The 23,630-nt window shown below is 38.7% G+C and carries 20 protein-coding genes and 1 pseudogene; 11 read left to right on the forward strand and 10 right to left on the reverse strand.

What is annotated here, in order from left to right:
• Window positions 1-36: 36 nt before the first annotated feature.
• Window positions 37-420 (forward strand): carboxymuconolactone decarboxylase family protein, encoded by a 384-nt coding sequence (locus FTV17_RS05080; protein WP_179998434.1) that lies wholly within the window; start codon window positions 37-39, stop codon window positions 418-420.
• A 72-nt stretch (window positions 421-492) separates the two neighbouring features.
• On the opposite strand, the gene FTV17_RS05085 is transcribed toward FTV17_RS05080, so the two are convergent.
• From FTV17_RS05085 to rutD, 7 genes are all read right to left on the reverse strand, one after another.
• Entirely contained in the window at window positions 493-1,359 is an 867-nt protein-coding gene (locus FTV17_RS05085; protein WP_179998435.1) for an NAD(P)-dependent oxidoreductase, read from the reverse strand.
• A 13-nt stretch (window positions 1,360-1,372) separates the two neighbouring features.
• Window positions 1,373-2,743 (reverse strand): pyrimidine utilization transport protein G, encoded by a 1,371-nt coding sequence (rutG, locus tag FTV17_RS05090; protein WP_179998436.1) that lies wholly within the window; start codon window positions 2,741-2,743, stop codon window positions 1,373-1,375.
• A 28-nt stretch (window positions 2,744-2,771) separates the two neighbouring features.
• Window positions 2,772-3,311 carry an NADH-dependent FMN reductase RutF gene (gene rutF, locus FTV17_RS05095; protein WP_257219888.1) on the reverse strand — a complete coding sequence of 180 codons (540 nt, stop codon included), beginning with the start codon at window positions 3,309-3,311 and terminating at the stop codon, window positions 2,772-2,774.
• Window positions 3,312-3,381: 70 nt separating this feature from the next.
• Window positions 3,382-3,762 carry a pyrimidine utilization protein C gene (gene rutC / locus FTV17_RS05100; RefSeq protein WP_179998438.1) on the reverse strand — a complete coding sequence of 127 codons (381 nt, stop codon included), beginning with the start codon at window positions 3,760-3,762 and terminating at the stop codon, window positions 3,382-3,384.
• 33 nt (window positions 3,763-3,795) lie between these two features.
• Window positions 3,796-4,545 (reverse strand): pyrimidine utilization protein B, encoded by a 750-nt coding sequence (rutB, locus tag FTV17_RS05105; protein ID WP_179998439.1) that lies wholly within the window; start codon window positions 4,543-4,545, stop codon window positions 3,796-3,798.
• On the reverse strand, window positions 4,542-5,654 hold the full coding sequence (gene rutA / locus FTV17_RS05110) for a pyrimidine utilization protein A (RefSeq protein WP_179998440.1): 1,113 nt from the start codon (window positions 5,652-5,654) through the stop codon (window positions 4,542-4,544). The genes rutB and rutA overlap by 4 nt, the downstream gene beginning before the upstream one ends.
• 300 nt (window positions 5,655-5,954) lie before the next feature.
• Window positions 5,955-6,749, reverse strand: a complete 795-nt coding sequence (rutD, locus tag FTV17_RS05115; RefSeq protein WP_179998441.1) for a pyrimidine utilization protein D — start codon at window positions 6,747-6,749, stop codon at window positions 5,955-5,957.
• A gap of 162 nt (window positions 6,750-6,911) precedes the next feature.
• Between rutD and FTV17_RS05120 the strand changes: the two genes are divergently transcribed.
• From FTV17_RS05120 to FTV17_RS05135, 4 genes are all read left to right on the forward strand, one after another.
• Window positions 6,912-7,265, forward strand: coding sequence for a hypothetical protein (locus tag FTV17_RS05120; protein ID WP_035265656.1), 354 nt, complete (start codon window positions 6,912-6,914; stop codon window positions 7,263-7,265).
• Window positions 7,266-7,268: 3 nt separating this feature from the next.
• Window positions 7,269-9,047, forward strand: coding sequence for a PepSY domain-containing protein (locus FTV17_RS05125; protein ID WP_179998442.1), 1,779 nt, complete (start codon window positions 7,269-7,271; stop codon window positions 9,045-9,047).
• A 5-nt stretch (window positions 9,048-9,052) separates the two neighbouring features.
• Entirely contained in the window at window positions 9,053-9,391 is a 339-nt protein-coding gene (locus FTV17_RS05130; RefSeq protein ID WP_179998443.1) for a DUF3325 domain-containing protein, read from the forward strand.
• Window positions 9,392-9,546: 155 nt separating this feature from the next.
• Complete coding sequence (locus FTV17_RS05135) at window positions 9,547-10,440, forward strand: LysR substrate-binding domain-containing protein (RefSeq protein WP_179998444.1); 894 nt, start codon at window positions 9,547-9,549, stop codon at window positions 10,438-10,440.
• A gap of 78 nt (window positions 10,441-10,518) precedes the next feature.
• Here the strand turns inward: FTV17_RS05135 and FTV17_RS05140 are convergent, their stop codons facing one another.
• Window positions 10,519-12,117 carry a bifunctional 3-(3-hydroxy-phenyl)propionate/3-hydroxycinnamic acid hydroxylase gene (locus FTV17_RS05140; RefSeq protein ID WP_179998445.1) on the reverse strand — a complete coding sequence of 533 codons (1,599 nt, stop codon included), beginning with the start codon at window positions 12,115-12,117 and terminating at the stop codon, window positions 10,519-10,521.
• A gap of 292 nt (window positions 12,118-12,409) precedes the next feature.
• On the opposite strand from FTV17_RS05140, the gene FTV17_RS05145 reads away from it, so the two are divergent.
• Window positions 12,410-12,922, forward strand: coding sequence for a tetratricopeptide repeat protein (locus tag FTV17_RS05145; RefSeq protein ID WP_179998446.1), 513 nt, complete (start codon window positions 12,410-12,412; stop codon window positions 12,920-12,922).
• 131 nt (window positions 12,923-13,053) lie between these two features.
• Here FTV17_RS05145 and FTV17_RS05150 read toward each other — a convergent pair whose 3' ends face one another.
• Window positions 13,054-13,563 carry a cysteine peptidase family C39 domain-containing protein gene (locus FTV17_RS05150; protein ID WP_179998447.1) on the reverse strand — a complete coding sequence of 170 codons (510 nt, stop codon included), beginning with the start codon at window positions 13,561-13,563 and terminating at the stop codon, window positions 13,054-13,056.
• Window positions 13,564-13,677: 114 nt separating this feature from the next.
• A pseudogene (locus tag FTV17_RS05155) lies at window positions 13,678-14,523 on the reverse strand (DUF4917 family protein); the annotation flags it as partial.
• Between the two features lie 386 nt (window positions 14,524-14,909).
• On the opposite strand from FTV17_RS05155, the gene ahcY reads away from it, so the two are divergent.
• The 5 genes from ahcY to FTV17_RS05180 all read left to right on the forward strand — a co-directional run bounded on the left by ahcY (window position 14,910) and on the right by FTV17_RS05180 (window position 23,555).
• Window positions 14,910-16,292 (forward strand): adenosylhomocysteinase, encoded by a 1,383-nt coding sequence (ahcY, locus tag FTV17_RS05160; RefSeq protein WP_004814998.1) that lies wholly within the window; start codon window positions 14,910-14,912, stop codon window positions 16,290-16,292.
• Between the two features lie 171 nt (window positions 16,293-16,463).
• Window positions 16,464-17,300, forward strand: a complete 837-nt coding sequence (gene metF / locus FTV17_RS05165) for a methylenetetrahydrofolate reductase [NAD(P)H] (RefSeq protein WP_179998448.1) — start codon at window positions 16,464-16,466, stop codon at window positions 17,298-17,300.
• Between the two features lie 100 nt (window positions 17,301-17,400).
• Window positions 17,401-18,111 (forward strand): 16S rRNA (uracil(1498)-N(3))-methyltransferase, encoded by a 711-nt coding sequence (locus tag FTV17_RS05170; RefSeq protein WP_179998449.1) that lies wholly within the window; start codon window positions 17,401-17,403, stop codon window positions 18,109-18,111.
• 167 nt (window positions 18,112-18,278) lie between these two features.
• Window positions 18,279-21,143: an EAL domain-containing protein gene (locus FTV17_RS05175; protein ID WP_179998450.1), complete on the forward strand. Its 2,865-nt coding sequence runs from the start codon at window positions 18,279-18,281 to the stop codon at window positions 21,141-21,143.
• Window positions 21,144-21,275: 132 nt separating this feature from the next.
• A complete protein-coding gene (locus FTV17_RS05180; RefSeq protein WP_179998451.1) occupies window positions 21,276-23,555 on the forward strand; it encodes an NADP-dependent malic enzyme in 2,280 nt (759 codons plus the stop codon).
• Window positions 23,556-23,630 lie beyond the last annotated feature (75 nt).

The raw sequence follows: 23,630 nt of genomic DNA on the forward strand, positions 1-23,630 counted from the left end.
CGCATCTCAAGATGCGCTTTTTTTATGAGGAAAAAAATGTCAAAACAAGATTATGAAAATGGTTTAAAAGTTCGTACAGAAGTGATGGGAGAAACTTTTGTCAAACGTGCACAAGACAATACAGTTCCATTTACTCAACCACTTCAAGATTGGATTAATGAGCATGCATGGGGTTCAACTTGGCAACGTGAAGGTGTTTTACCGCGCAAGTATCGTTCGTTAATCACGATTGCATTTTTAACAGCCCAAAAAAGCCCAACAGAACTTAAAGGTCATGTACGTGGCGCTTTAAACAACGGCGCAACTGTTGAAGAAATCCAAGAGGTTCTTTTGCACAGCTTGCCGTACTGTGGTGCTCCAGCTACCCAAGAAGCATTTAGAGCCGCGTTAGAAGTCATTAATGAATATCAACAAAGCTAATCTCATTGAGCATTCATAGATAAACCGCTTAATCTACATTAAGCGGTTTTATAAGGTATTTCGACGCTAGATTTAACTTAATTCAATTTTAGATTGATGTTCAAGCACCTGAACCACAGCTGAAAAATCAGAATCTTGGGCTTTCACTTTTTCAATTTGCACATACTGATTTTGTATAAGTTGCATCGTTGGCAAATTCAACGCTTGCTCTTGAATTAGATCGGTCGCAATTCCAATATCCTTTTGTAAAAGATCTAAGGCGAAAGTTTTTGGAAATGCACGACTCAAGACACGTTGCGCCATAATATTTTCAGACATTGAACTTTTACCACTAGAATGATTAATACAATTCAATGCACTATTCAAATCTACTCCTTTTGACTTTAATACCGTCAATCCTTCTGCAAGTGCCCATAGATGGGTTGCCATCAACGTATTATTCACCGCTTTAACAGCAAATCCAGAACCACTCTCCCCGACATATTCAATTAATCCTGCAAATGCCTGAATAATCGGTTTTGCAAGCTTATAAGCATCGAAATCACCTCCAACCATTACCGTCAGTGTCCCTTTTTCAGCACCTATAGTTTGCCCAGAAACGGGGGCATCTAAATATTCAACACCATTAAATTTCAACTGATTTGCAAGTTTTAAAGCACTTACAGGTACACCACTGGTACAGTCGATCCATACGCTCCCCTTGACCGGAGGATTTTGAGCAATAAGCTGTTCGACATCTGCACTGGTGGGTAAGCAACTGAAAATAAAATCTGCTTTCACTGCTTGATCGACAGAGGTCGCTTTAGTACCAAATGTTTGTGCATGTGCTTCTGCTTTTTCAAAATTACGGTTCCAAACTAAAACTTCAAATCCTAGTTTTGGTAAATGGCTCGCCATGTGCCATCCCATAGCACCTAAACCGATAAATGCAATTTTCATTTTTAATTTCACCTCAAATTTGAGTGTTAGGGAGTGCCGTTGCTTCTGCTGAATGCGGTTCGTTTTCGAGTTCTACTGTTTGCACATTCTTATCTTCGCGATTTAAGAAAAGATTCAATAAAATAGCCGCTAATGTTGCAGTCCCTATTCCACCCAAATCAAAATTGCCAATTTGTAAACTATAATTGCCTGTCCCCATAATTAAGGTGACAGCAGCAATCAACAAAGTACTGTTTTTGGTAAAATCTACGCGGTTGTCCACCCAAATTTTAGCACCGGCCACTGTAATCAGACCGAAAACAACAATCGAAGCTCCCCCTAATAATGCGACAGGAATCGTACTAATAACCGCGCCAAATTTTGGTGATAGACCTAGCAAAATTGCAAATACGCCAGCAAATAAAAATATGGTGGTCGCATAAATTTTGGTTACCGCCATCACACCAATGTTCTCAGCATATGTCGTCATTCCTGTTCCACCCACTGATGCAGACAAGGTCGTACATACACCATCAGCAAAGAAACCTCGTCCCATATATGGTGAAAGATTACGTCCAGTCATTGCAGATACCGCTTTGAAATGTCCTAGATTCTCTGCAACTAAGATGATCGCTACGGGAGCAATAAGCAGCATTGCATTAAATTCAAACACTGGCGCATGAAAAGTAGGTAAACCGAACCAAGCTGCCTCACTGACTTTAGTAAAATCGATCGCTGTACCAAAACCCAAAACATTGGTGAGTAAAAAATAAATAAAGTAAGAAGCCACTAAGCCAATGAGCAATAATAATCTACGGATCATGCCCTTAGTAAATACGGCGATTACACTAATACAAATAATCGTGATTAGAGCCATCCATGAATCAAACTGATTAGCAGAGACACTTTTGATCGCCATTGGTGCTAAATGCAAACCAATGATCATCACAATTGCTCCAGTCACAATTGGTGGCATCAATTTTTCAATCCATGCTGTGCCAGTTTTCATCACGATCAAACCGATCAAGGCGTACAAAATACCGCATGCAATGGTACCGCCAAGTGCTAAGCCTAAGTTTGGATTTAAGCCAACACCGGTATAACCAGTGACAGCAATGACTGCTCCAATGAAAGCGAAGCTCGAGCCTAAATAGCTCGGCATACGCCCCCCAGTCATTAGGAAAAATAATATTGTCCCAATACCCGTAATAAACATTGTAAGATTCGGATCGAAACCCATCAGTAAAGGGGCAAGTACTGTTGCTCCAAACATTGCAAATGCATGCTGCAGCCCCAATACCATACTTTTACCTGGCGGCAAGTACTCATCTACTTGAACTGCGGTCGTGTCTAGATTTCCTTGGAAAGGTTTAAATTTTGGAAACCATGTTTCTTTTGTGCTCATCGACCTTCTCCTGATCAAGCATGCTGTTTTAGACCATTGGAACTGGCTCGCAATATGCGCGGTTAAAATACATGAGGGCTTTTTCACCCGCTTGCTGTTTCATCCCCTTTACATGGCAGAACAAAACATCATGACTGCCTACCGATAAACTTTGTACGACTTCACAATCAAAACTCACTAGCGCACCTTCTAAAATAGGTGCACCTGTGACTAATGTTGACCAGTCCCCCTTTTCGAAACGTTCTGCCATTGGAGTTTTACCCCCAAACACATTCGATAAATGCTTTTGACTACTGCTTAAAGTATTGACACACAAAACCTGATTACTTTTAAATGTTTCAAATACTGATGCTGATCGATTTAGACATACCAGCAATGTTGGTGGCGTATCTGTCACACTACATACAGCTGAAGCTGTGAAGCCAGCTTTTCCTGCTAGACCAGCTGTAGTAATGACATTGACAGCTGCACCTAAATTCGACATTCCTTGTCTAAAAACCTGTTGGTCAATGTTGAGTGTGGCACTCACTGCCTCGGGTAAATTGATTGATTTCACATTTGCATTCATAGTGTTCTCCATCCCTCATCGCCTAAACAGTCAGTGAGGGACTCATAATAGGGTGATGAAAGCTTTCAAATTAAACATGAGCAATCGAAGCAATTTCGATGAGTGCATCAGGTTTGACTAATCCTGTTTGAACACAGTAACGAGCTGGTTCTGCATTTGGAAAATATTCGGCATATACTTCATTCATTGCAGCGTAGTTTGCCCAATCTGTCAGAAAAATATGGTTGAAAGTAATGTCCGACATTGTTCCGCCAGCAGTTTCGATGACCTTCTTTATTGTTTCAAGGACATGGCGTGTCTGTGCTGCTACGTCTCCAACATGAACTACATTGTTGTTTTCATCAAAAGGCAAAGTGCCTGAAACATAGACAATGTTGTCTGCTTTAGTTGCTGGCGAATACGGTGCGAGTGGCTTACCTGAATCCACTGGAATAATGACTTCTTTTGACATGACTTATTTCCTAATTTTAGAATCTATAAATATTTATGCGCTTTCAGCGAGTGTTGGTTGATCTGCAAAACTACTGACAAAACTTTCTGTATCCGACACCCATCCAAAGAAGGTTTTTATGTTGTACATACTTGCGACATGGCCTTCTTTTGGTCCTGCTTGATGACAGGCATCGTCTAAAGCCACGCCAAAATATTCTAGAAAGAAACCATCTCTGAGCGTCGATTCAACACATACATTGGTCGCGATACCAACAAAAACCAAATTACGAATTCCACGCACTCTGAGCATGCTGTCTAGCGCTGTGTTAAAGAATCCACTATAACGAGGCTTTTCAATCACAATATCTTGAGGAGCTGGCACCAACTCATCAATCAACTCAAAATCCCAATCCCCTTTTGCTAACAATTTGCCTTGTAGCTCAGGACGCTTACGCATGGTCTTCAGTGCATTTGATTTGTGAAAGTTTGGTGAATCAATACCACCTGCTTCACGATATTGATTATCCCAACCGTTTTTGAAATAGATCACTTGAATACCAGCATCATGTGCTGCAGAAACTGCCTTTTTAATATTTTCAACCACAGGTTTTGTCGTCGACACATCAAACCCAGCAAGATCTAAATAACCACCTTTTGATGTATACGCATTTTGCATATCAATCACGATTAATGCTGTTTGCTCTGGTGCAAGCACAATATTTTCCGGTTCGGCTTTGAGTTTTACACCCGTTCCCGCTTGTGCAGTAAATCCAGCTTCAACGGTATTTTCTAAATGACTCATGCGATTTTCTCCAACACAGGTTCTGAACTCATTCCTTCAACCACAACATGTTCACGACATTTCATAAGCGGCTGAATCCGTTGTCCAAAACTTTCAACACCTTCAACAAAATCATCAAATGTCAGTAATATGCCTTCAGTTCCTTTTACCTCACTAATCTCATCTAGCATTTTTGCGATACTTTCGTAAGAACCCACCAACGTCCCCATATTGATGTTGACTGGTGATACTGATGAAGCCATTTGACGAATATTAGTATCTGCACCAGATTTAGTATCTTTTCCGCCTTGATTCATTAACCAGTTGATCGCTTCAATATCAGCACCATCGTTGTAATATTGCCACTTCGCCATCGCTTCTTCGTCTGTTTCAGCAGCGATAATCATGAACAAAACGTAGGTTTGAACATCACGACCCGTAATATCTGTTTTTGCTTTTAAACGATCGTTGATTTCTGCGTATGCTGTTGGTGTATTAAGTCCTTTACCAAAAACAAAATTGTAATCAGCGTGTTGAGCAGAAAATTCCAAACCTGTATCCGATTGACCAGCGCAGATAATTTTCATCTCTGCTTGCGGGCGTGGGCTAACTCGGCAATCATCCATTTGGAAATGGTCACCTTTAAAATCAGATTTACCTGTTGCCCATAATTCACGCAGAATTTGTACGTATTCAGATAAGTATTCGTAACGCTTTCCGAAATATTCATCACCGGGCCACATGCCCATTTGGGTATATTCTGGCGCTTGCCAACCTGTGACGACATTTAGGCCGAAACGACCATTCGAAATTGAATCAATCGTAGATGCCATGCGTGCAACTATGGCAGGTGGCATCACTAGCGTCGCAGCTGTTGCATAAATTTTTATTTTACTGGTGACTGCAGCAAGACCCGCCATAAGCGTAAAAGTTTCTAAGTTGTGATCCCAAAACTCAGTTTTACCCCCGAAACCACGCAGCTTGATCATAGACAACGCAAAGTCAAAACCGTAATGCTCTGCGCGTTGGACAATTTTTTTATTTAACTCAAAACTTGGTTTGTATTGAGGAGCATTTTCTGAGAGTAACCAGCCATTATTTCCGATCGGACAAAAGACACCAATTTTCATATCTAACACTCCTAATTTAACGATCAGTTAAATTTGATTTAGTAGGATTAAGCTTTCAAGCTTGTATTAGATATTTAGCAAATGATGTGCCAATTATTATTTTATTATATATTACAACAACTTAATAATTTTATATTTTACCTTATGATAAATTAATCACATAATCCCAATACCCATTACTCCTAAATAACGTCATAAAAAAGTGCACATGATGTTCCAAAAAATACCATTTGGTAAAATAATTAAAAAACCCACGATCTCAATCGTGGGTTTTTATATGCAATTGAAAAGTTTCAAATGCTAGAGTGATCGAAGAAATTGAATAAGTGCCTGATTAGTGATATTTGGCTCAGTCACAGTAGAAGCATGTGCACCTACATCAAAAATTGAGCATTGTGCATGTACAAAATTTTTCTGAAGATCAAGAGTCTTATGTACTGGAACCAAGAAATCATCACGGTTTGCAATCAAGTGAATTGGAGTTCGTTGAAGTGCGGTGATATGTTCATTTGTTATTTTAAATTCCTTTAAAGCCTTCAGACGTCTCAGTACATTCTCTTTTGGTGGAAAGTTTCGGAGTTGATTATTTTCTGCTTGTTGTATTTGATCGATATTAACAGAGATCCATACGGGTGGATAAAGAAATAATGCTTGAGCTCTAACATATGCCTCTGCACCAGCATTTTGTAATAACGATTCTCGAGCTTCGAAACATTTGAGCGTATGTGGGTCTAGTGAGTCCCAGGCATTAATACTGGTCAAACTCAACATTTCCAATTTTGTATTTTGAATTAAACCGGCTAACTCCGCTCCAATATGCCCACCTAAAGCATGACCGATAAAATGGAATTCATCGATCTTTAGATCCTCTAAAATCTGTAACACTTGCATTGCCATATCGGTCATTGAATAAGTTGGTGCTAGTAATGCAGCATCTGCATGACATCCTTCTTGATCATATGTAATAACATGAAAAAATCGAGTCAATATATCTAATTGTGGATGCCAAAAATGTCCATGCCCTCCTAACCCTGAAGATAACAACACAAATTGAGCATCAGGATTAGCTTTGCAGTAAAAAACTTGATACGTCATAAATTTTACCTATCGATAAAAAATAACTACAACGCTGCAATTAACATGCCCAAGCTAATTCAATTAAAAATTTATTTCTAAATGCTAAATTTATAATTCTAAAGATAAACAATAATTGTTATCATTTACAATAATTACATACACTCACACTTTCTTACTTTTATGAACAGTACAGAATTCGAACTACCAGGCGAGTTAACACTTGGGAATCAAGTAAAAAAAACTCGTAAGACTACTAAATCAGTTTCTATCAGTTATCGCCTGATGGTGCTCTATCGTTTTTTATTGGCGGGTATTGGAGGTTATTTGCTTGCATCCCTCTCTGCTATCGTGATTGCACAAACATTTAGCACATATCAATCTAGCGCAGCGATGTCAGCAACGCTCATTGCTTTCTGTTTACAGTGTGCAGCGTTTATTTGGGTTTTTATGGTTCACAAAACCAGAAAAGCTACATTGGGCATCGTCTTACCTAGTCTTGCTTTATTTCTCATCTATAAAATCATGGGGAACTAATTCATGAGAAGTGATGCCAAAGCTGAAGGCCCACGCCAGTCTATGTCATGGTTACATACTTGGGCTAGTTTGATACTAGGATGGTTGCTGTATGCCATCTTTGTAACCGGTACTTTGAGTTTTTTCCAAGCAGAAATCAGTACATGGATGAAACCCGAGTATCACCAATCGATTCCAAGCCAATCTCAACTTGAGCAGACGCAAGTGGCTCTGCAATATTTGCAGAATAATCATGCTGATGCAGGGAGCTGGGGAATTCAATTACCCAATGCTCGTCAAAATTACACCACACTGAATATCAGGAGTGTCGGAGAAGATCCCAATGCTCGTCGCGGTGGTGAACGTGTGACGATTGACAGTGCCACAGGTGAAGTATTAGAAGCACGTGAAACCCGTGGTGGTAGTTTTCTGTATCGTTTCCATTTTGAATTATACGGAATGCCACGTATATGGTCACGTTGGATTGTGGGCATAGCAACTATGTTTATGCTTGTTGCAATTATTAGTGGCATCATCACCCATAAGAAAATCTTTAAAGATTTCTTTACCTTTAGAACAGGTAAAGGACAGCGTTCTTGGTTAGACGCACATAATGCAACAGCTGTATTCGCACTTCCCTTTCATATCATGATCACTTTTAGTGGTTTACTTTTATTATTGTTTACCATCATGCCGTGGGGGGTACAGCAAATTTATGACAATCGTGGCGCCTTTCTACAAGACCAACGAAAATCCTTAATTCAAAATCCAGCAGAATCAGAAGGTCAGACTCGTACTGGTCAACCGCAAGGAAATGAGCGCTCAATGATGAATGCTCGTACAGAAATTGAGGCTCGTGGTACGCAGTCAGCATCAAATGAACATGCTAACAACATGGATGGTGAGAGAAAGAATCGAGGTGAAGGTCGACGTACTCGAAACCAAGATCGTAAAGCTGAACCTGCACCACTTACAGATATTGCCCCGATCCTCACTCAAGCTGAAGCGAAGTGGAAAAACAATCCGATTGGTTCAATCACGATTAAAGCACCAAATACATCTAAGGCGACCATTGAGTTACGTGCTTTACACGGCGCAAGTATCGCTCATCGTGGCGTATATGAAACTTTAGACTTCAATGGTGTGACAGGTCAAAACATTACAGATGATTCCGCTCAACTCAAAAATCCTTCTATTCCCAATGGCATTTACAATGTTGTCACTGTTCTACATGAAGCACGAGGAGTTGATTTAGCCTTACGTTGGATACTCTTTTTTTCTGGTATCGTTGGCACGCTAATGGTCGCAACAGGATTAATTTTATGGTGCGTCAAACGTGCACCTCAACAAGCAAAACAAGGTTATAAATCCTTTGGCTATCGTACGGTCGAGATTACCAACATCGCTGCGATTATTGGCTTACCAATTGCTTGTGCAGCTTATTTTTATGCAAACCGTTTTATCCCTGCTGATATGGAAATGCGTATAAACTGGGAAATCCGTACATTATTTATCGTGTGGCTCTTCACACTGGTTTATGCTGTTTTTCGCACCCATCGCCAAGCTTGGCTTGAATTACTGAGTCTCGCTACCCTGCTTTTTGCTTTACTTCCGCTTGTAAACTTTATCACAGGTGGTCAACCTTTATGGTGTTCTATAGCTCACGGACAATGGGTTATCGCTTCGTTCGATCTGGCGATGATAGTTTTAGCAGTGGTTTTTTATTTTGCACTTTACAAAGTTCAAAATCATCAAGAAACTCCATTAAAAAAGAGTCAAGTTTTACCTAAGGTAGAGGGGTAATCACCATGAGCTTTTTTCTCCTCATTTGGGCAGTTTGTACTTTAGGTTTTATAGGTTTAGCCAGTGCAATGCAAAAGCATCAAAAACAAGTTTTTGGTCAAACATTGAGTACTAAACATCAGAAAATAGCCTCAATGGTTGGATGGGGATTCCTGTCGTTAGGGCTTATCCTCTGCATGAGCAAAGGACAAGTCAGTAATATGATGAGTTATTGGGTTGGTGTACTGACATTCGCTGCACTTTTTGTTGCACTTTGTCTGACCTATTTTGAGTCAAAAATGAAAAAAATCATTTTGGGCGTATCCTTTATTGGATTCATCAGCATGATCTTCTCAATCATTTAATACTTTACTTGATAAAAAAACCGGCCCATATTTCATTTCAATATGGGTCGGTTTTATTCTTCTTACATTAGCTTTAAACGTGAATCACGCTGAAGTTCTAGCAATTCAAACGTATAATCAACCTCATTTATTATGGCGATTAAGGATCGGTACGCATGGAACTTCGACATTTGAAATATTTCGTCTCAGTTGCCGAAGAGCTTAATTTTACGCGTGCTGCAGAAAAACTTTTTATAGCGCAGCCCTCTTTAAGTCAGCAAATTAAAGATCTTGAAGCGGAATTAGGTACATCCCTGCTGATTCGTAAAAGCAGAAGCTTATCGCTCACAGAGGAAGGTGAAACTTTTTTAAAAGATGCTCGACATATCTTGAAACTTGCTCAAGACGCCAAACACAAGATTCAAATTATGGCGAATACCAAGAAAAATAAATTAAATATTGGCTTTTTACCTGTGGCAGAAATGAAAATTTTTCCTTATGTCATGCCTATTATTCGTGCACAACAGCCTGATTTAGATATTCAATTTCATAGTTTGAGCTGTGTACATCAAATCCAAGCACTTCGTGATCAAAAAATTGATGTCGCATTCACTCGCCAATGTATCGATGATGAGCATATTGCCTCTATCGAATTGTTCAGTGAGCCTCTGATCTTGCTGATTCCTCGTCATTCAGCCCATGCGCATTTAGACTGTATTTCAAAACAGGATTTAATTGCCCAAAAATTTATCATGAGCGAGGAAACTGCCTCACCGATTTTGTTCCAAAAAATTCAAAATATTTTTGAAGCCCTAAATACATCTATTCAAGTTGCTCAATACTCGAGTAATATTTTAATGAATATTAATCTTGTAGCGATGCAAGTCGGTTGGACCATTGTTCCAAAATATGTTGAAAGCTTGCTCAGTGAAAATGTCTTAATTAAATCAACTGAAATCGATTTACCGAATATCAGCTTATATTTGAGTTTCAGAAAGCAAGATCAAAGTAAGCATTTGCAAACTGTCAAAGATATTCTTAGCCAACACTTTCATTGTCATATTTTTTAAAAATTTGAACACTATTTTAAAAATAAAAAACCTGCAAATTTGCAGGTTTTTTTTTTAGATTAGTCTTAAACTTTTTGATTAAACGCCAAGTTTATCAAATAGTTTTTGACTGAGCTCTTCGCTTGTCTGAGGAATACTTAAACCCGCGACAAATTTATCTGGTCTTAAAAATGCCATCGAGTATTGAGTACGACCAAACCATGCTCGAATCGCATGCTCTGTATCCCCAAGTGTCAATATTTCATCATCATGAGCATCAGTGTTCAATTGTTCAGGTGGAACGACTTTAATAAATTTCACACCCAAGGCTTTCCATTTTTGAATACTTGTTGGTGTGAGTCCCCAAGTCGGATCTACTCCCCAAGCAATAATAGCAAAGCCTTGACCAATAAAATCATCCAGTAATTTCACCTGACCTGTGCTGTCTTGCATTTTAGGTTGAATAAACATTTTACCGATTGGCGATGTCTTATTGACCTGTCCAACCAAAATACCAGATTTATATTGTGGCATTGGCTTAAAGCGCATTTCCAACAAATATTGTTTAACTGGTTTAATGTAATTTAGAACATATGAAATAGCATCACGCGCAGTTCCTTGCCATTTTTTAGGCGGAGCTAGCACATGGCCTGCTGTAACAGATAAATCAATCATCGCTTTGGCATGATCATGACGCTCTTCTTGATAAGAATCTAGAACTTTAGCATCTACTTTACCTTGTACAACCATAGCCAGTTTCCAAGATAAATTGAATGCATCACGCATTCCACTGTTATAACCCTGTCCCTGCCATACTGGCATGATGTGCGCTGCATCTCCCGCAAGTAAGATACGCCCATCTTTAAATCTACTGGCAATACGTGCATTATGGGTATAAACACGATTTCGGATCACATCGATATTTTCAGTGTTTGGTAATACTTTGGATAAAAGTTTAGCCATGTTTTCAGGTTGACTCAGTTGCTCTTGCGTCTCCCCTGGCATCACCATAAATTCAAAACGACGGATACCATGTGGTAAAGCCGCTGACACATATGGACGTACTGGATCACAACATAAGTAAATATGTGGTGTCGCCAATGGATCGTTTGCAATATCGACAACAATCCATTGGTTTGGTGCAGTTTTACCTTCAAAAGGAATATTCAACATACGGCGAACGTAGCTATTACCGCCATCACATGCCACAAGATACTTTGCAGTTATATATTCAATTGTTTTATCTTTATTTTGGATTTGAACTTCAACTTGATCTTCAGTCTGCTTAAAACTTTGAAGTTGACGAGAAAAAAGTACTTCCACATCATCAAAACGTTCTAAACCTTCCAATAATTCTGCATCAACATAAGGTTGTACGAATGCATTACGACGAGGGAAACCAAACTCACGTGTTTTAGGTTGAATATCTGCAAAACAACGGCCTGAAGGCGTAAGAAAACGCATCGCATGATCGGGAGTGGTATGCGGCAATACTTTGTTGATCAAGCCAATCGATTGCATTGTTCTTAGAGATTCATCATCAATACCAATTGCACGAGGATAATCAATCAATTGATCGAGCTGTTCAATCACTTTTACTTTTAAGCCCGCAAGGCCAAGGCCGTTCGCCATCGTTAAACCGACTGGGCCTGCACCAAGTACGATCACATCTGCTGAATAAGTGTTGGTCTGTGACATGGTCAATCTCCTCTAATATTCGCATTAGAGAGGATTTTCAGCATAGGAAAAAGTTATGCTAAGGTCTTATGAAATTTAAGAAATTATCACTTTTACTTCAATTCCATCAAAAAACCTTAATTTATGTCGCTCATCTATAGCTTTTACCTATAGTTGAATTTGTAATTCATCTACAAAATATCTTAGTAAATAGGCTCGAACCATACTACTCAAGCTTTGAATCAGTTTTACAGTATAATAAGGGAACAACTTTAATATTTTTTGCTTCGCTTTGAAGCCATGGAATCCCACTATGACTAAACGTGTTACCGTCCCGATTGCTCTCGAAAATCGTGCTCATGCAGGTAATGCCGCTGCTCAATTTGAACTTGCTGAACTTTATATGACGAGTGAACATGATGAAGACATTGCGCTTGCAGAAGAATGGGCTTTACGTGCTGGTCAATTGGGTCATGTCGAAGCGATGTACTGGTTAGGGGAAGGTTATACCCATTATGCGAAAGAAGTTTTAGAAGAAGATCCTGAGGATGCAAAACTAAACTTTGAGTACGGTTTTAACTGGCTCACGCAAGCAAGTAAACATCAACATGCTGCTGCGATTTTAGAGCTCGCAGGTTATTACCGTCGTGGTAATGTCGTTGAAAAAGATTTACAAAAATCTGTTGAATTGGTGACTCAAGCCGCTGAACTTGGTGATACTCAAGCAATGCGTGATTTATCTGCCATCTATGCACATGGTTTAGGTGTGGATGTAAACGAGGAAAAAGCTGATTATTGGCAGGAAAAAGCTCAATCATGCACTTAAGATAAATCTCGTTTTTTTGTCTCAAAAGCCTTCATGATTGAAGGCTTTTTATTGAGCTACTTTAGACTTTTTAAACTATAACATACCTTAAAATAGCAACACACTATAAGATATTGACTTACTTTTAGATATTAATTAACTTCAGCGATGATGGCTTGTCTACAGATCCCGTCTACTGCCCTTTGCTGTTCAAATACTTTTTTAGGCATTGCTTCAAAGCTATCAAAAAAGCAGATTTCTTCTTCATTGATGTCATATACCAATGAATGATTACCAATGCCTTCTAAAGTATCGTAATACACGATCACGAACTTATTGGCATCAAATGCGATTTGAATATCTTGATAGCTGATTGCGGGGGATATTTTTAGCGCAAGTTTTTCAGCTTCTAAATAGCTTTGCTTTTCTTGCTCTTGAAGTGCATTGTCTTCATCTGTGGTAAATTCCACATCTAAGCCAAATTTTTTAAGTCCCACCGCTAGACCGATCGTGGTCGTTCCATCACCTTCTACATAACCACAGACTTCTTTTAGTTGTTCAATATCTGGGTCTAACCCAAGATGTTGAAAGAGCATCCATACGGCATAAATACCAGCATTGGCTTCTAGATTGGCGAGTTCAGATGGGATATTAGAAGACATATAAATTTCTAAATTGATTTTTAAGCATATTATTATTCTTTTTTCAGGATTGTTCCAACAAGCTGAGCTTTGACTGTCAAAAAACTCTACTTCAATTTTATCCGAAATCTTATTCAATATTGATGCTATACGATGACAAGTTTCTTGATCATTTTTAAAAATAGATTTAGCTACTTTCCCCTTTTTCTTTATAGCATTTCCACTTTTACCAAATATTTGTTCAATTAAATGAGTTTCTTGCTCTCCCATTCCCCAACCATAAATTACTAAATTTTTCCCATGAGTTAGAAACTCGGGGAGAATTTCATAATATATCTTACTCAAGTATTTACTACTTCTAATCGACTCCATTTTTCTGTCGCAAGTACCTTCAGCTACAAAAAGTGGAATATTTTGATCAGTCTAATTTTCTGCAACTATTTCCAATAGGTCAGAGTTACTTCTTCTTTTAACTTTTCGCTCAATATCATTTGCAAAACGAAAAATCGATAAATTGCCATGTTGATAGAACGTTCTCGTTATATCTTTTTGTTCGGGCTCTAAGTAATAGGGGTGTTTTAAAGATTCCCAATCCCAATAAATATCTCCTCCATTTTTAAACCCATCTTTAAATGTATGGCCATCTTGTAGGCTTTCACCATACATTCGAACCCAATACAGAATTAAATCGTAATTCAGAGACACAATCGTTCTAAACTGTTTAGTAAACCGATAAAGCCTAGGCAATTCATCAGCAATATCACAATGCAAACAATGCAAACAATGAACCTCTTTAACAACGCTAATTAATGCTTGTTTAATATTTTCATAAGCTTTATCTGTAGCAGTATCGTTAACATCTAAAAATTTATTAACTAATTTTGCATGCCACACAAATCTAAGTACTTTCTCAAAATCGTCTGTTTCAAATTTCGCAAATAGCTTAGATACGTCATCGTCAAATAATGATTTATCACGCATACAATTCGGGGATTCAGCATATTTTTTTTATGATTCAAAATTAAATTCTTGATGCAATGCTATGCTAGCACCATTTCCAATGAGTAAATCGCGCTTTTCATAATCGGAACTAATCTCACTCCATTGATTAATTTCATATTGAGGCAACTTTCCCATCTAATTTAGACTCCCAAAAAAACTCTTCTTAAACAGATATTAACCAATTTCAGATTGGAACTAAAACTAAATCCAAGTACAATACTGCCCTAGTCGAGGGATGCTGCGACGTTTTACAAGTACAAAATGTAAAAGCGCCAGGCTCGACGATCGGTCAATCTGCTCAGATCGACCAACAACGGCATCCGCGAACATAATGATCAATTTTTGTTTTTTATAAGGAGATCGTGATGAACGCGGTTAATGCTTCATTTACAGATTACAAAGTTGCCGATATTTCACTTGCTGACTACGGCCGTAAAGAAATCAAACTTGCAGAAGCTGAAATGCCAGCCCTTATGGGTCTGCGTAAGCGTTACTCTGCGGCTAAACCACTTGCTGGTGCTAAAATTTTGGGTTGTATCCACATGACAATCCAAACAGCTGTTCTTATCGAAACTTTGGTAGAGCTTGGTGCTGAAGTTCGTTGGACATCTTGCAACATTTTCTCAACTCAAGACCACGCTGCGGCAGCTATTGCAGCTTCAGGTGTTCCTGTGTTTGCTTGGAAAGGCGAAACTGAAGAAGAATACATGTGGTGTCTTGAACAACAAATTAATGTAAATGGTACGCCTTGGGATGCCAACATGATTCTGGACGACGGCGGTGACTTAACTGCGCTTGTTCATGAAAAATACCCAGAAGTACTCGCAAAAATCCACGGTATTACTGAAGAAACAACAACAGGTGTTCAACGTCTTCTCGAAATGTGGAAAGACGGTTCATTGAAAGTACCTGCGATCAACGTAAATGACTCAGTAACTAAATCTAAAAATGACAACAAATACGGTTGCCGTCACTCTCTAAACGATGCCATCAAACGTGCAACTGACATGCTGTTATCTGGTCGTCGTGCGCTTGTAATTGGTTACGGTGACGTAGGTAAAGGCTCTGCACAATCACTTCGTCAAGAAGGCATGATCGTACGTGTTTCTGAAATCGATCCTATCTGTGCAATGCAAGCATGCATGGACGGTTACGAAGTGGTTTCTCCATACAAAAACGGCGTACAAACAGGTAAAAAAGAAGACGTTAACGCTGACCTTCTTCTAAACACTGACTTAATCGTAACAACAACTGGTAACTACCACGTTTGTGACGCTGCAATGCTTGATACATTAAAAGCAGGTGCAGTAGTTTGTAACATCGGTCACTTCGACACTGAAATCGATACCAACTACTTACGTGGTTACAAGTGGGTTGAAGTGAAACCTCAAGTTCACCAAGTGTATCGTTCAGAAAATGAAAACGATTACCTGATTCTTCTTTCTGAAGGTCGCTTAGTAAATCTTGGTAATGCAACTGGTCACCCATCACGCGTGATGGACGGTTCTTTTGCGAACCAAGTTTTAGGTCAAATGCACTTGTTCGCAGAGAAATTTGCTGATCTTCCTGAAGACCAAAAACAAGCTGCGATCCGTGTTGAACTTCTTCCTAAGAAATTAGATGAAGAAGTTGCTGCAGCAATGGTTGCAGGTTTCGGTGGTGTTTTGACTCAATTGACTCAAGAACAAGCGGACTACCTTGGGGTTGCTGTTGAAGGTCCATTCAAATCTGACGCTTATAAATACTAAATTTTCTCACCTCTCCTAACCTCTCCTGTTAGGAGAGGAACTTTCATTAGAGGCATAGTTCACAATAATGCTATCTCAATGAAAGTCCCTTCTCTTACGCCATATATGGCTCAGGGAGAAGGCTAGGAAGAGGGTAAAACATATAAGTATTTATAAAAATAGGATTTGAACATGTCTAAACAGATTCCGATTTCTTTTGAGTTTTTCCCAACCAAAACTGATGCTGGCGCGGAAAAACTTAAAGTTGTTCACCAAGAACTTCAGTTGCTTAATCCAGAGTTTTTCTCTGTGACTTATGGTGCAGGTGGTTCTACACGTGAACGTACACTTTCGACTTTAGCTGATTTTAATGGTAAAGGTACGCCTGTTGCTCCTCACCTCTCTTGTATTGGTGATAGCAAAGAACGGATCGCTGAACTTTTAGATTTATACAAATCTCAAGGGATTGACCGTATCGTTGCACTACGTGGTGACTTACCTTCCGGTCAAGTTGGCTTAGGTGAATTACCGTATGCTCAGGATTTAGTACGCTTTATCCGTGAACATTCGGGTGACCACTTCCAGATTGAAGTTGCAGCTTACCCTGAAATGCACCCACAAGCAGATAGCTTTGATTTAGACATTCAACGCTTTTGTGAGAAAGCCAATGCAGGTGCAAATGCAGCCTTAACTCAATTCTTCTTTAATCCAGATGCCTATTTCTACTTTGTAGAACGCATTCAAAAAGAAGGTGTGAATATTCCTGTGGCACCTGGCATTATGCCAATTACCAATGCAAGCAACTTAATTCGCTTTGCAGATGGTACAGGTGCTGAAATCCCTCGTTGGATTCGTAAGCAACTGGCAGCCTATGGTGATGATACTGCATCAATCAAAGCCTTTGGTCATGAAGTGATTGTAAAGCTATGTGAACGGCTTATTGCTGGTGGCGCACCAAGCTTACACTTCTATACGATGAACACCACTGATCCAACTCGTCAACTTGTAAAAGACCTCGCTCTGGCATAAGTTTCCTGACTTCTTTTATCGACAGCTTAGGTTCAACTTATTTGATGTAGGGACTGAAGATAAAAGAAGTTTTTATTTTACCGATTTTAGAGTAATGCACATGCCTCGTTTTTTTATTGAAGCAGACCTTAATGTAAATACAACAGTTGAACTGACTGAAACTGTATTTCATCATTGGGTCAAAGTTTTACGTGCACAAGTCGGTGAAAAAGCGACCTTGTTTAATGGTCAAGGTGGCGAATATCAAGTTGAGTTAATTGAAGCCAATAAAAAAACAGCCTCGGTTCTAGTTCAAGAATTTAACCCAACCAATCGCATACCAAACTTTAATGCCTTACTTGGTCAAGTAATAAGTAAAGGTGATCGCATGGATTATGCTATTCAAAAAGCGGTTGAGTTAGGCGTATCTGAAATTCAACTTCTCACTTCTGAACGTTGTGAAATGCGTTTAAAATACGACCGTGATCAGAAAAAGCTTGATCATTGGCAAGGTGTAGCAATTGCTGCTTGCGAGCAGTGTGGAATGAATATTGTTCCAAAAATATTAGCTCCACTCCCTTTGGCACAATGGTTAAATAGCACACTCCCTGAAACGAAATTAGTCTTAGCCCCCAATAAAGATGAGGTCGACGTGTTAAATGATGCCTCCTCAAATATAGCGCTACTCATTGGTCCAGAAGGTGGATTAAGTGAAGCTGAAATCCAATCTGCAAATCAGCATGGATTTATCAATTGGTGTATTGGTGAACGTGTTTTACGTACAGAAACTGCACCAGTGGTTGCTTTATCGATCTTAAATTACAAATTTTAATAAATATTTTCTCAAAATTCCGTGATTTAACTCACAATAGAATTGATTTTCCTCCAATTAGACAGTACTTTAATGAGAAAAGAGTTGTCGCGCTAAATTTATATTTTTAAGTTCGTACTCAAAAATAATACAAATAAAGTAGAAAGAAAATTAAGGTATTGCCAGTTATGAGTGAAGTTCAGGGAGAGCATGTTTCCAACTCTGTACTCGATAGCCAGATCAAAAGTGCGACTTCTAATTTGCATTTTTTTTTAGCGTGGGTGCTCTTTGCCTGTATCTATAATCAACTTATTTACTTCTTTTATTTCAAAAGCTTTTCAATACCCTATACCATTTGGCTCATTATATTCACCACCATTCTTTTAATCTGTTTTTGCTTTACCCTCTTTTTTAATAAATCTAATCAAATTAGTATTTTTAACTTAGACATGTGGGCACAATTGGTTTGCTTAATTACTGGAGCTGGTCTAGCTATAGGTATTTATACCGTATTACAGCTTATCCCCGAACATAATCCAGAAGTCAAAGATATACATATGTTGACTTTAGCTGGGTTAATGTTATCTATTGTTTATACTTTTGCTATTTTATTTCTATCACAGCGTTTACGATACTTCCTTTATGTTTTTTTGCCTTCAGCTTCGACCATAGTCCTCTCCAATTTCCTTTTTTTAGATAATACTCCTGATGTTTTTAGTTTAATCTTTAATATTTGGTTTGGTGTATTACTTATTTGCGCTCTCCTTACCCATAAGATGTACCGCCGTCTTGGAATATTAAATAGTCACAATAAATTCTATTTATCTGAATCTAGAAAACATCTTATGGAGTCATCACTTCTCCAAGAAAAGCTAAAAAATGAGATTGAAAAATCCAAAGAAATTGAAAACCAATTACAAATGCATAATCAATTACTTGAACAAAAAGTAATTGAACGAACCTACGATATTAATAAGATCAACGATCGACTACAGCACCATCAAGCTAACCTCGATTTTGCGCATGAAACTGCTGGAATTTCATCTTGGCTATGGAATATTGAGAAAAGAACCATTGAAATCTCAGGCATTAAATATGGTAATCAGGTTTTACACTACCAAAGTGCCACTGATCAAATTAACGGGTTTATTCACCCAGAAGATCAAGAAAATTATCGTAAAGAGCTCCGTAGACATTTAAGAGGAAATACTGAACGTTTTGAAGCACATTATAGAACTAAAGTAAAAGATCAGTGGTTCTGGATTAAAGATATTGGTCGAGTTATTACACGTGATCCTAAAAATAATAAACCTCTTAAAATGGTGGGTATTTTCCAAGACATTGAAAGTGAAAAAAAAGCACAAGAAAAATTGAAATTAGCTTCGAATGTATTTAATCAAGTGGCCCAAGGGGTTTTTGTTTTAGACAATAACTTGTGTTTTTTAGAAGTTAATCCTTATTTTAGTGAATTGGTCAACATCCCACCACAAGATATTATCACAAAACACATCTTTGATATTACCAAATCTTCCACATCCCAACTCAGCCAACATCACGCCGATATAACTCAGACGGTGTTACTCACTGGACAATATGATGCTGAGGTCACAGAAGAATTTATTTCAGGAAAAATATTAACCTTATGGCTGCATATTAATGCAGTTCGTGATGATAAAAATCGAGTTTTAAATTATGTAGGCATCATTTCAGATTTAACTGAACGGAAACAAAATCTTGAAAGAATGGCCTACTTAGAGAATTACGATCTACTTACAGATTTACCTAACCGTGTTTATTTTAATTTACAGTTACACCAGTATCTAATTAGTAAATCTAAAATTCTGAGCCATTTTTCTATTATTCGTCTCAACATTGATCGATTTAGACATTTTAATGAGTTTATTAATCATCAAACTGGAGATCAAGTTCTCAAAGAAGTATCCCGTCGACTGAAATATACTTGTTCTAAAGCTGTTCTGATTTCATATTTAAACAATGATGACTTTGCTATGATTTACAACTTAAATCATAGTCATTACACGATCCAACAAGTCGTCGATCAGATCCTTGAGGCCTTTGAAATACCCTTTATCATCGATGGGCAAGAACACATGATTCATGTCTCACTGGGTATCGCAATTTACCCCAATCATGGTAGACAAATTGGTAGCTTAAATAGTCACGCGGAAAGCGCTTTAACAGAAGCAAAAAAATTAGGAGGCAGCACAGCCTATTATTATGACAACAAGCCTGAATCCATTTTTGGCAGTGACATTGAGCTCGAAAGAGATTTACGACTTGCTATAAAGAATCAGGACTTAGAAATTTATTATCAACCTAAGATAGAAAGTAAAACGATGCAAGTGAGCGGCTTTGAAGCGTTAATCCGCTGGAATCATCCAAAGTACGGCATCATCATGCCAGATCGTTTTATACCTATTGCTGAAATGACTAGTCTGATCTCAGATATCGGAAAATTTGTTATTTTCCAGACATGTAAGCAACTTAAAATATGGCATGAATTAGGATTTGATAAGTTACAAATTTCTATTAATGTCGTGGCGCAACAGATCCATCGTGGGGAATTTCTCAATTTTATTGATCAAGCCGTGCTCAAATACTCACTCAAACCCGAGTTTATAGAGTTTGAACTTACCGAGTCATCATTGTTAGATAAATCATCTCATGTTTTTGATTTGTTAGACCAAATTAAGGATAAAAACTTCTCAATCGCCTTAGATGACTTTGGAACAGGCTATTCTTCACTTGCATATCTTGCAGATTATCCTATTGATACGCTCAAGATTGATCGCGCCTTTATTTCAAAAATTGGAACTCGTAAAAATAATGCTATTGTCGATGCGATTATTTCCATGGGTAAAGCGATGGGTATGAAATTGGTTGCTGAAGGTGTAGAAGACCTTGAACAAATCGAATACTTAAGAAAACAGGGCTGTGATTATTTCCAAGGCTATTATTTTTCAAAGCCCCTAAATGCAATTGACAGCACTCAATATTTAAAAAATGAAGCACAATTATCACAAACACCTTAATCTCAAGACCAAAGTCCCAAATATGTATGAAATTTCGACTTTTAACTGTGATCACTGCGCAACTAGTGGTATATTCCAAGTGATATAACCAAAAACCAGCAAAGCTGGAATATTGTAATTACTGGGATTCAGATGGACGATCAATCTTTAAAACAGCAAGCACTCTACTACCACGAATTTCCAACACCAGGAAAAATCAGCGTTACTCCGAGTAAGCAACTCGTCAACCAACATGATCTAGCATTAGCATATTCCCCAGGTGTTGCAGTGCCATGTTTGGAAATTGAAAAAGACCCTTCTAAAGCAGCGCTGTATACTGCGCGTGGTAACCTAGTTGCAGTCGTCAGTAATGGTACTGCAGTACTCGGTTTGGGTAATATTGGTCCCCTCGCTTCAAAACCAGTGATGGAAGGTAAAGGCGTCCTGTTTAAAAAGTTTGCAGGCGTTGACGTTTTCGATATCGAAATTGCAGAAAACGATCCAGATAAAATCGTAGATATCGTTGCTGCTCTTGAACCGACTTTCGGGGGGATTAACCTCGAAGATATCAAAGCTCCAGAATGTTTCTATATTGAACAGAAACTTCGTGAGCGCATGAATATTCCAGTCTTTCATGATGATCAACACGGTACGTCAATCATTGTAGGCTCAGCACTTTTAAATGCTTTGCAATTAAATGGCAAAAAGATTGAAGACATCAAAATCATTGCATCAGGTGCTGGTGCAGCTGCATTGTCATGTCTAGATCTTCTTTGTGCATTAGGTGCTAAAAAAGAAAATATCATTGTTGCTGACTCTCGCGGTTTGATCACCACTAAACGTGAAGGCTTAGACGACTCTAAAAAACGCTATGTTCAAGATATTGAAGGTTCTCAGCTTGGCGACGTAATTGCTGGTGCAGATATGTTCCTTGGTCTATCAGCTGCGGGTATTTTGACTAAAGAAATGGTCAAAGTCATGGCGAAGGATCCAATCATCTTCGCGCTTGCTAACCCAGATCCTGAAATTCTGCCTGAGCATGCACATGAAGTTCGTGATGATGTGATCATGGCGACGGGTCGTTCAGACTATCCGAACCAAGTGAATAATGCGCTTTGCTTCCCATATATCTTCCGTGGTGCACTTGATGTAGGTGCAACAACCATTAACGAAGAAATGAAGATTGCATGTGTACACGCAATTGCTCGTATGGCGCATGTAGAAGCTGACGCTGCATCTTATGGTGAAAAGTCTGCATCATTTGGTCGTGATTATCTAATTCCACGTCCACTTGATCAACGCTTGATTCTTGAAATTGCGCCTGCTGTTGCAAAAGCTGCGATGGATTCTGGTGTAGCGACTCGTCCAATCCAAGATTTCTCTGTGTATCATCAGCGTCTTTCTGAGTTCGTTTATAACTCAGCATTTATGATGAAACCAATTTTTGCTCAAGCGAAAACTGATCCTAAACGTATTGCTTATGCGGAAGGTGAAGATCTTCGTGTTCTTCGTGCTGTTCAAATTGCAGTAGACGAAGGCCTAGCAAAACCGATCTTGGTGGGTCGTACTGCTGTGATCGAAGCGAATATTAAGAAATTAGGTTTACGTTTAGAAAATGGTGTGAATATCACTATCGTTGATCAAGAAACAAATCCTGATTACGAAAAGTTTGCTGATGATTACTATAATCTGATGATGCGTAAAGGGGTAACACCTGAGTATGCACAACGTGAATCACGTCGTCGTTCGACCCTGATTGCAGCGATGTTAGTACGCCACGGCTTAGCAGATGGTATGCTATGCGGTACGTATTCTAGCTACGATATTCATTTAGATTTCGTGAGCAATGTGATTGGTTTAAAAGAAGGTCATAACACTTTCTTTACCTTAAATGCGTTGATGCTCGAAGATCGCAACTTGTTCATTGCAGATACATACATCAATCGTAACCCTACGGCTGAACAGCTTGCTGAAATGACTATATTAGCAGCAGAAGAAGTCCGTCGTTTCGGTATTACTCCACGTGTAGCATTGTTGTCGCACTCAAGTTTTGGTTCTGACCAGACTGATCCTAGCGCTCAAAAAATGCGTAAAGTGTATGAAATTCTTTCTGAAATCGCACCTGAACTTGAAGTTGAAGGTGAAATGCATGCCGATGCAGCGCTCGATGAAAATATCCGTAGCTTTGCATTTCCGAACTCGCGCTTCAAAGGTTCTGCGAATCTATTGATTATGCCGAATTTAGATGCTGCAAATATTTCATTCAACCTGTTGAAGTCAACTTCAGGAAATAATGTAACAATTGGTCCAATCTTATTAGGTGCGGCTAAGCCAGTTCATATCTTAACACCGACAGCAACTACGCGCCGTGTTGTGAATATGACTGCATTAACTGTTGCAGAAATTCAAGAAGAGGAAAAAAACGCGCTCTAATCCTTCATTTAGGGCACGTTTTGTGACTTGAGAAAACCTCTATTCTGATGCATGATGGTGCTAAGAATAGAGGTT

Origin of the sequence: Acinetobacter sp. YH12239, from assembly GCF_013417635.1 — a bacterium.
In the GTDB taxonomy this organism is placed as follows: domain Bacteria; phylum Pseudomonadota; class Gammaproteobacteria; order Pseudomonadales; family Moraxellaceae; genus Acinetobacter.

Bases quoted from the DNA above. Each gene is read 5' to 3' on its own strand.
- FTV17_RS05120 (WP_035265656.1), top strand. From the start codon at position 6,912: ATGAACAGTACAGAATTCGAACTACCAGGCGAGTTAACACTTGGGAAT.
- FTV17_RS05130 (WP_179998443.1), top strand. From the start codon at position 9,053: ATGAGCTTTTTTCTCCTCATTTGGGCAGTTTGTACTTTAGGTTTTATA.
- ahcY (WP_004814998.1), top strand. From the start codon at position 14,910: ATGAACGCGGTTAATGCTTCATTTACAGATTACAAAGTTGCCGATATT.
- FTV17_RS05170 (WP_179998449.1), top strand. From the start codon at position 17,401: ATGCCTCGTTTTTTTATTGAAGCAGACCTTAATGTAAATACAACAGTT.
- FTV17_RS05135 (WP_179998444.1), top strand. From the start codon at position 9,547: ATGGAACTTCGACATTTGAAATATTTCGTCTCAGTTGCCGAAGAGCTT.
- metF (WP_179998448.1), top strand. From the start codon at position 16,464: ATGTCTAAACAGATTCCGATTTCTTTTGAGTTTTTCCCAACCAAAACT.
- FTV17_RS05145 (WP_179998446.1), top strand. From the start codon at position 12,410: ATGACTAAACGTGTTACCGTCCCGATTGCTCTCGAAAATCGTGCTCAT.
- FTV17_RS05175 (WP_179998450.1), top strand. From the start codon at position 18,279: ATGAGTGAAGTTCAGGGAGAGCATGTTTCCAACTCTGTACTCGATAGC.
- rutF (WP_257219888.1), bottom strand. From the start codon at position 3,311: ATGAATGCAAATGTGAAATCAATCAATTTACCCGAGGCAGTGAGTGCC.
- FTV17_RS05080 (WP_179998434.1), top strand. From the start codon at position 37: ATGTCAAAACAAGATTATGAAAATGGTTTAAAAGTTCGTACAGAAGTG.
- rutB (WP_179998439.1), bottom strand. From the start codon at position 4,545: ATGAGTCATTTAGAAAATACCGTTGAAGCTGGATTTACTGCACAAGCG.
- rutA (WP_179998440.1), bottom strand. From the start codon at position 5,654: ATGAAAATTGGTGTCTTTTGTCCGATCGGAAATAATGGCTGGTTACTC.
- rutD (WP_179998441.1), bottom strand. From the start codon at position 6,749: ATGACGTATCAAGTTTTTTACTGCAAAGCTAATCCTGATGCTCAATTT.
- FTV17_RS05140 (WP_179998445.1), bottom strand. From the start codon at position 12,117: ATGTCACAGACCAACACTTATTCAGCAGATGTGATCGTACTTGGTGCA.
- rutG (WP_179998436.1), bottom strand. From the start codon at position 2,743: ATGAGCACAAAAGAAACATGGTTTCCAAAATTTAAACCTTTCCAAGGA.
- FTV17_RS05150 (WP_179998447.1), bottom strand. From the start codon at position 13,563: ATGTCTTCTAATATCCCATCTGAACTCGCCAATCTAGAAGCCAATGCT.
- FTV17_RS05125 (WP_179998442.1), top strand. From the start codon at position 7,269: ATGAGAAGTGATGCCAAAGCTGAAGGCCCACGCCAGTCTATGTCATGG.
- FTV17_RS05180 (WP_179998451.1), top strand. From the start codon at position 21,276: ATGGACGATCAATCTTTAAAACAGCAAGCACTCTACTACCACGAATTT.
- FTV17_RS05085 (WP_179998435.1), bottom strand. From the start codon at position 1,359: ATGAAAATTGCATTTATCGGTTTAGGTGCTATGGGATGGCACATGGCG.
- rutC (WP_179998438.1), bottom strand. From the start codon at position 3,762: ATGTCAAAAGAAGTCATTATTCCAGTGGATTCAGGTAAGCCACTCGCA.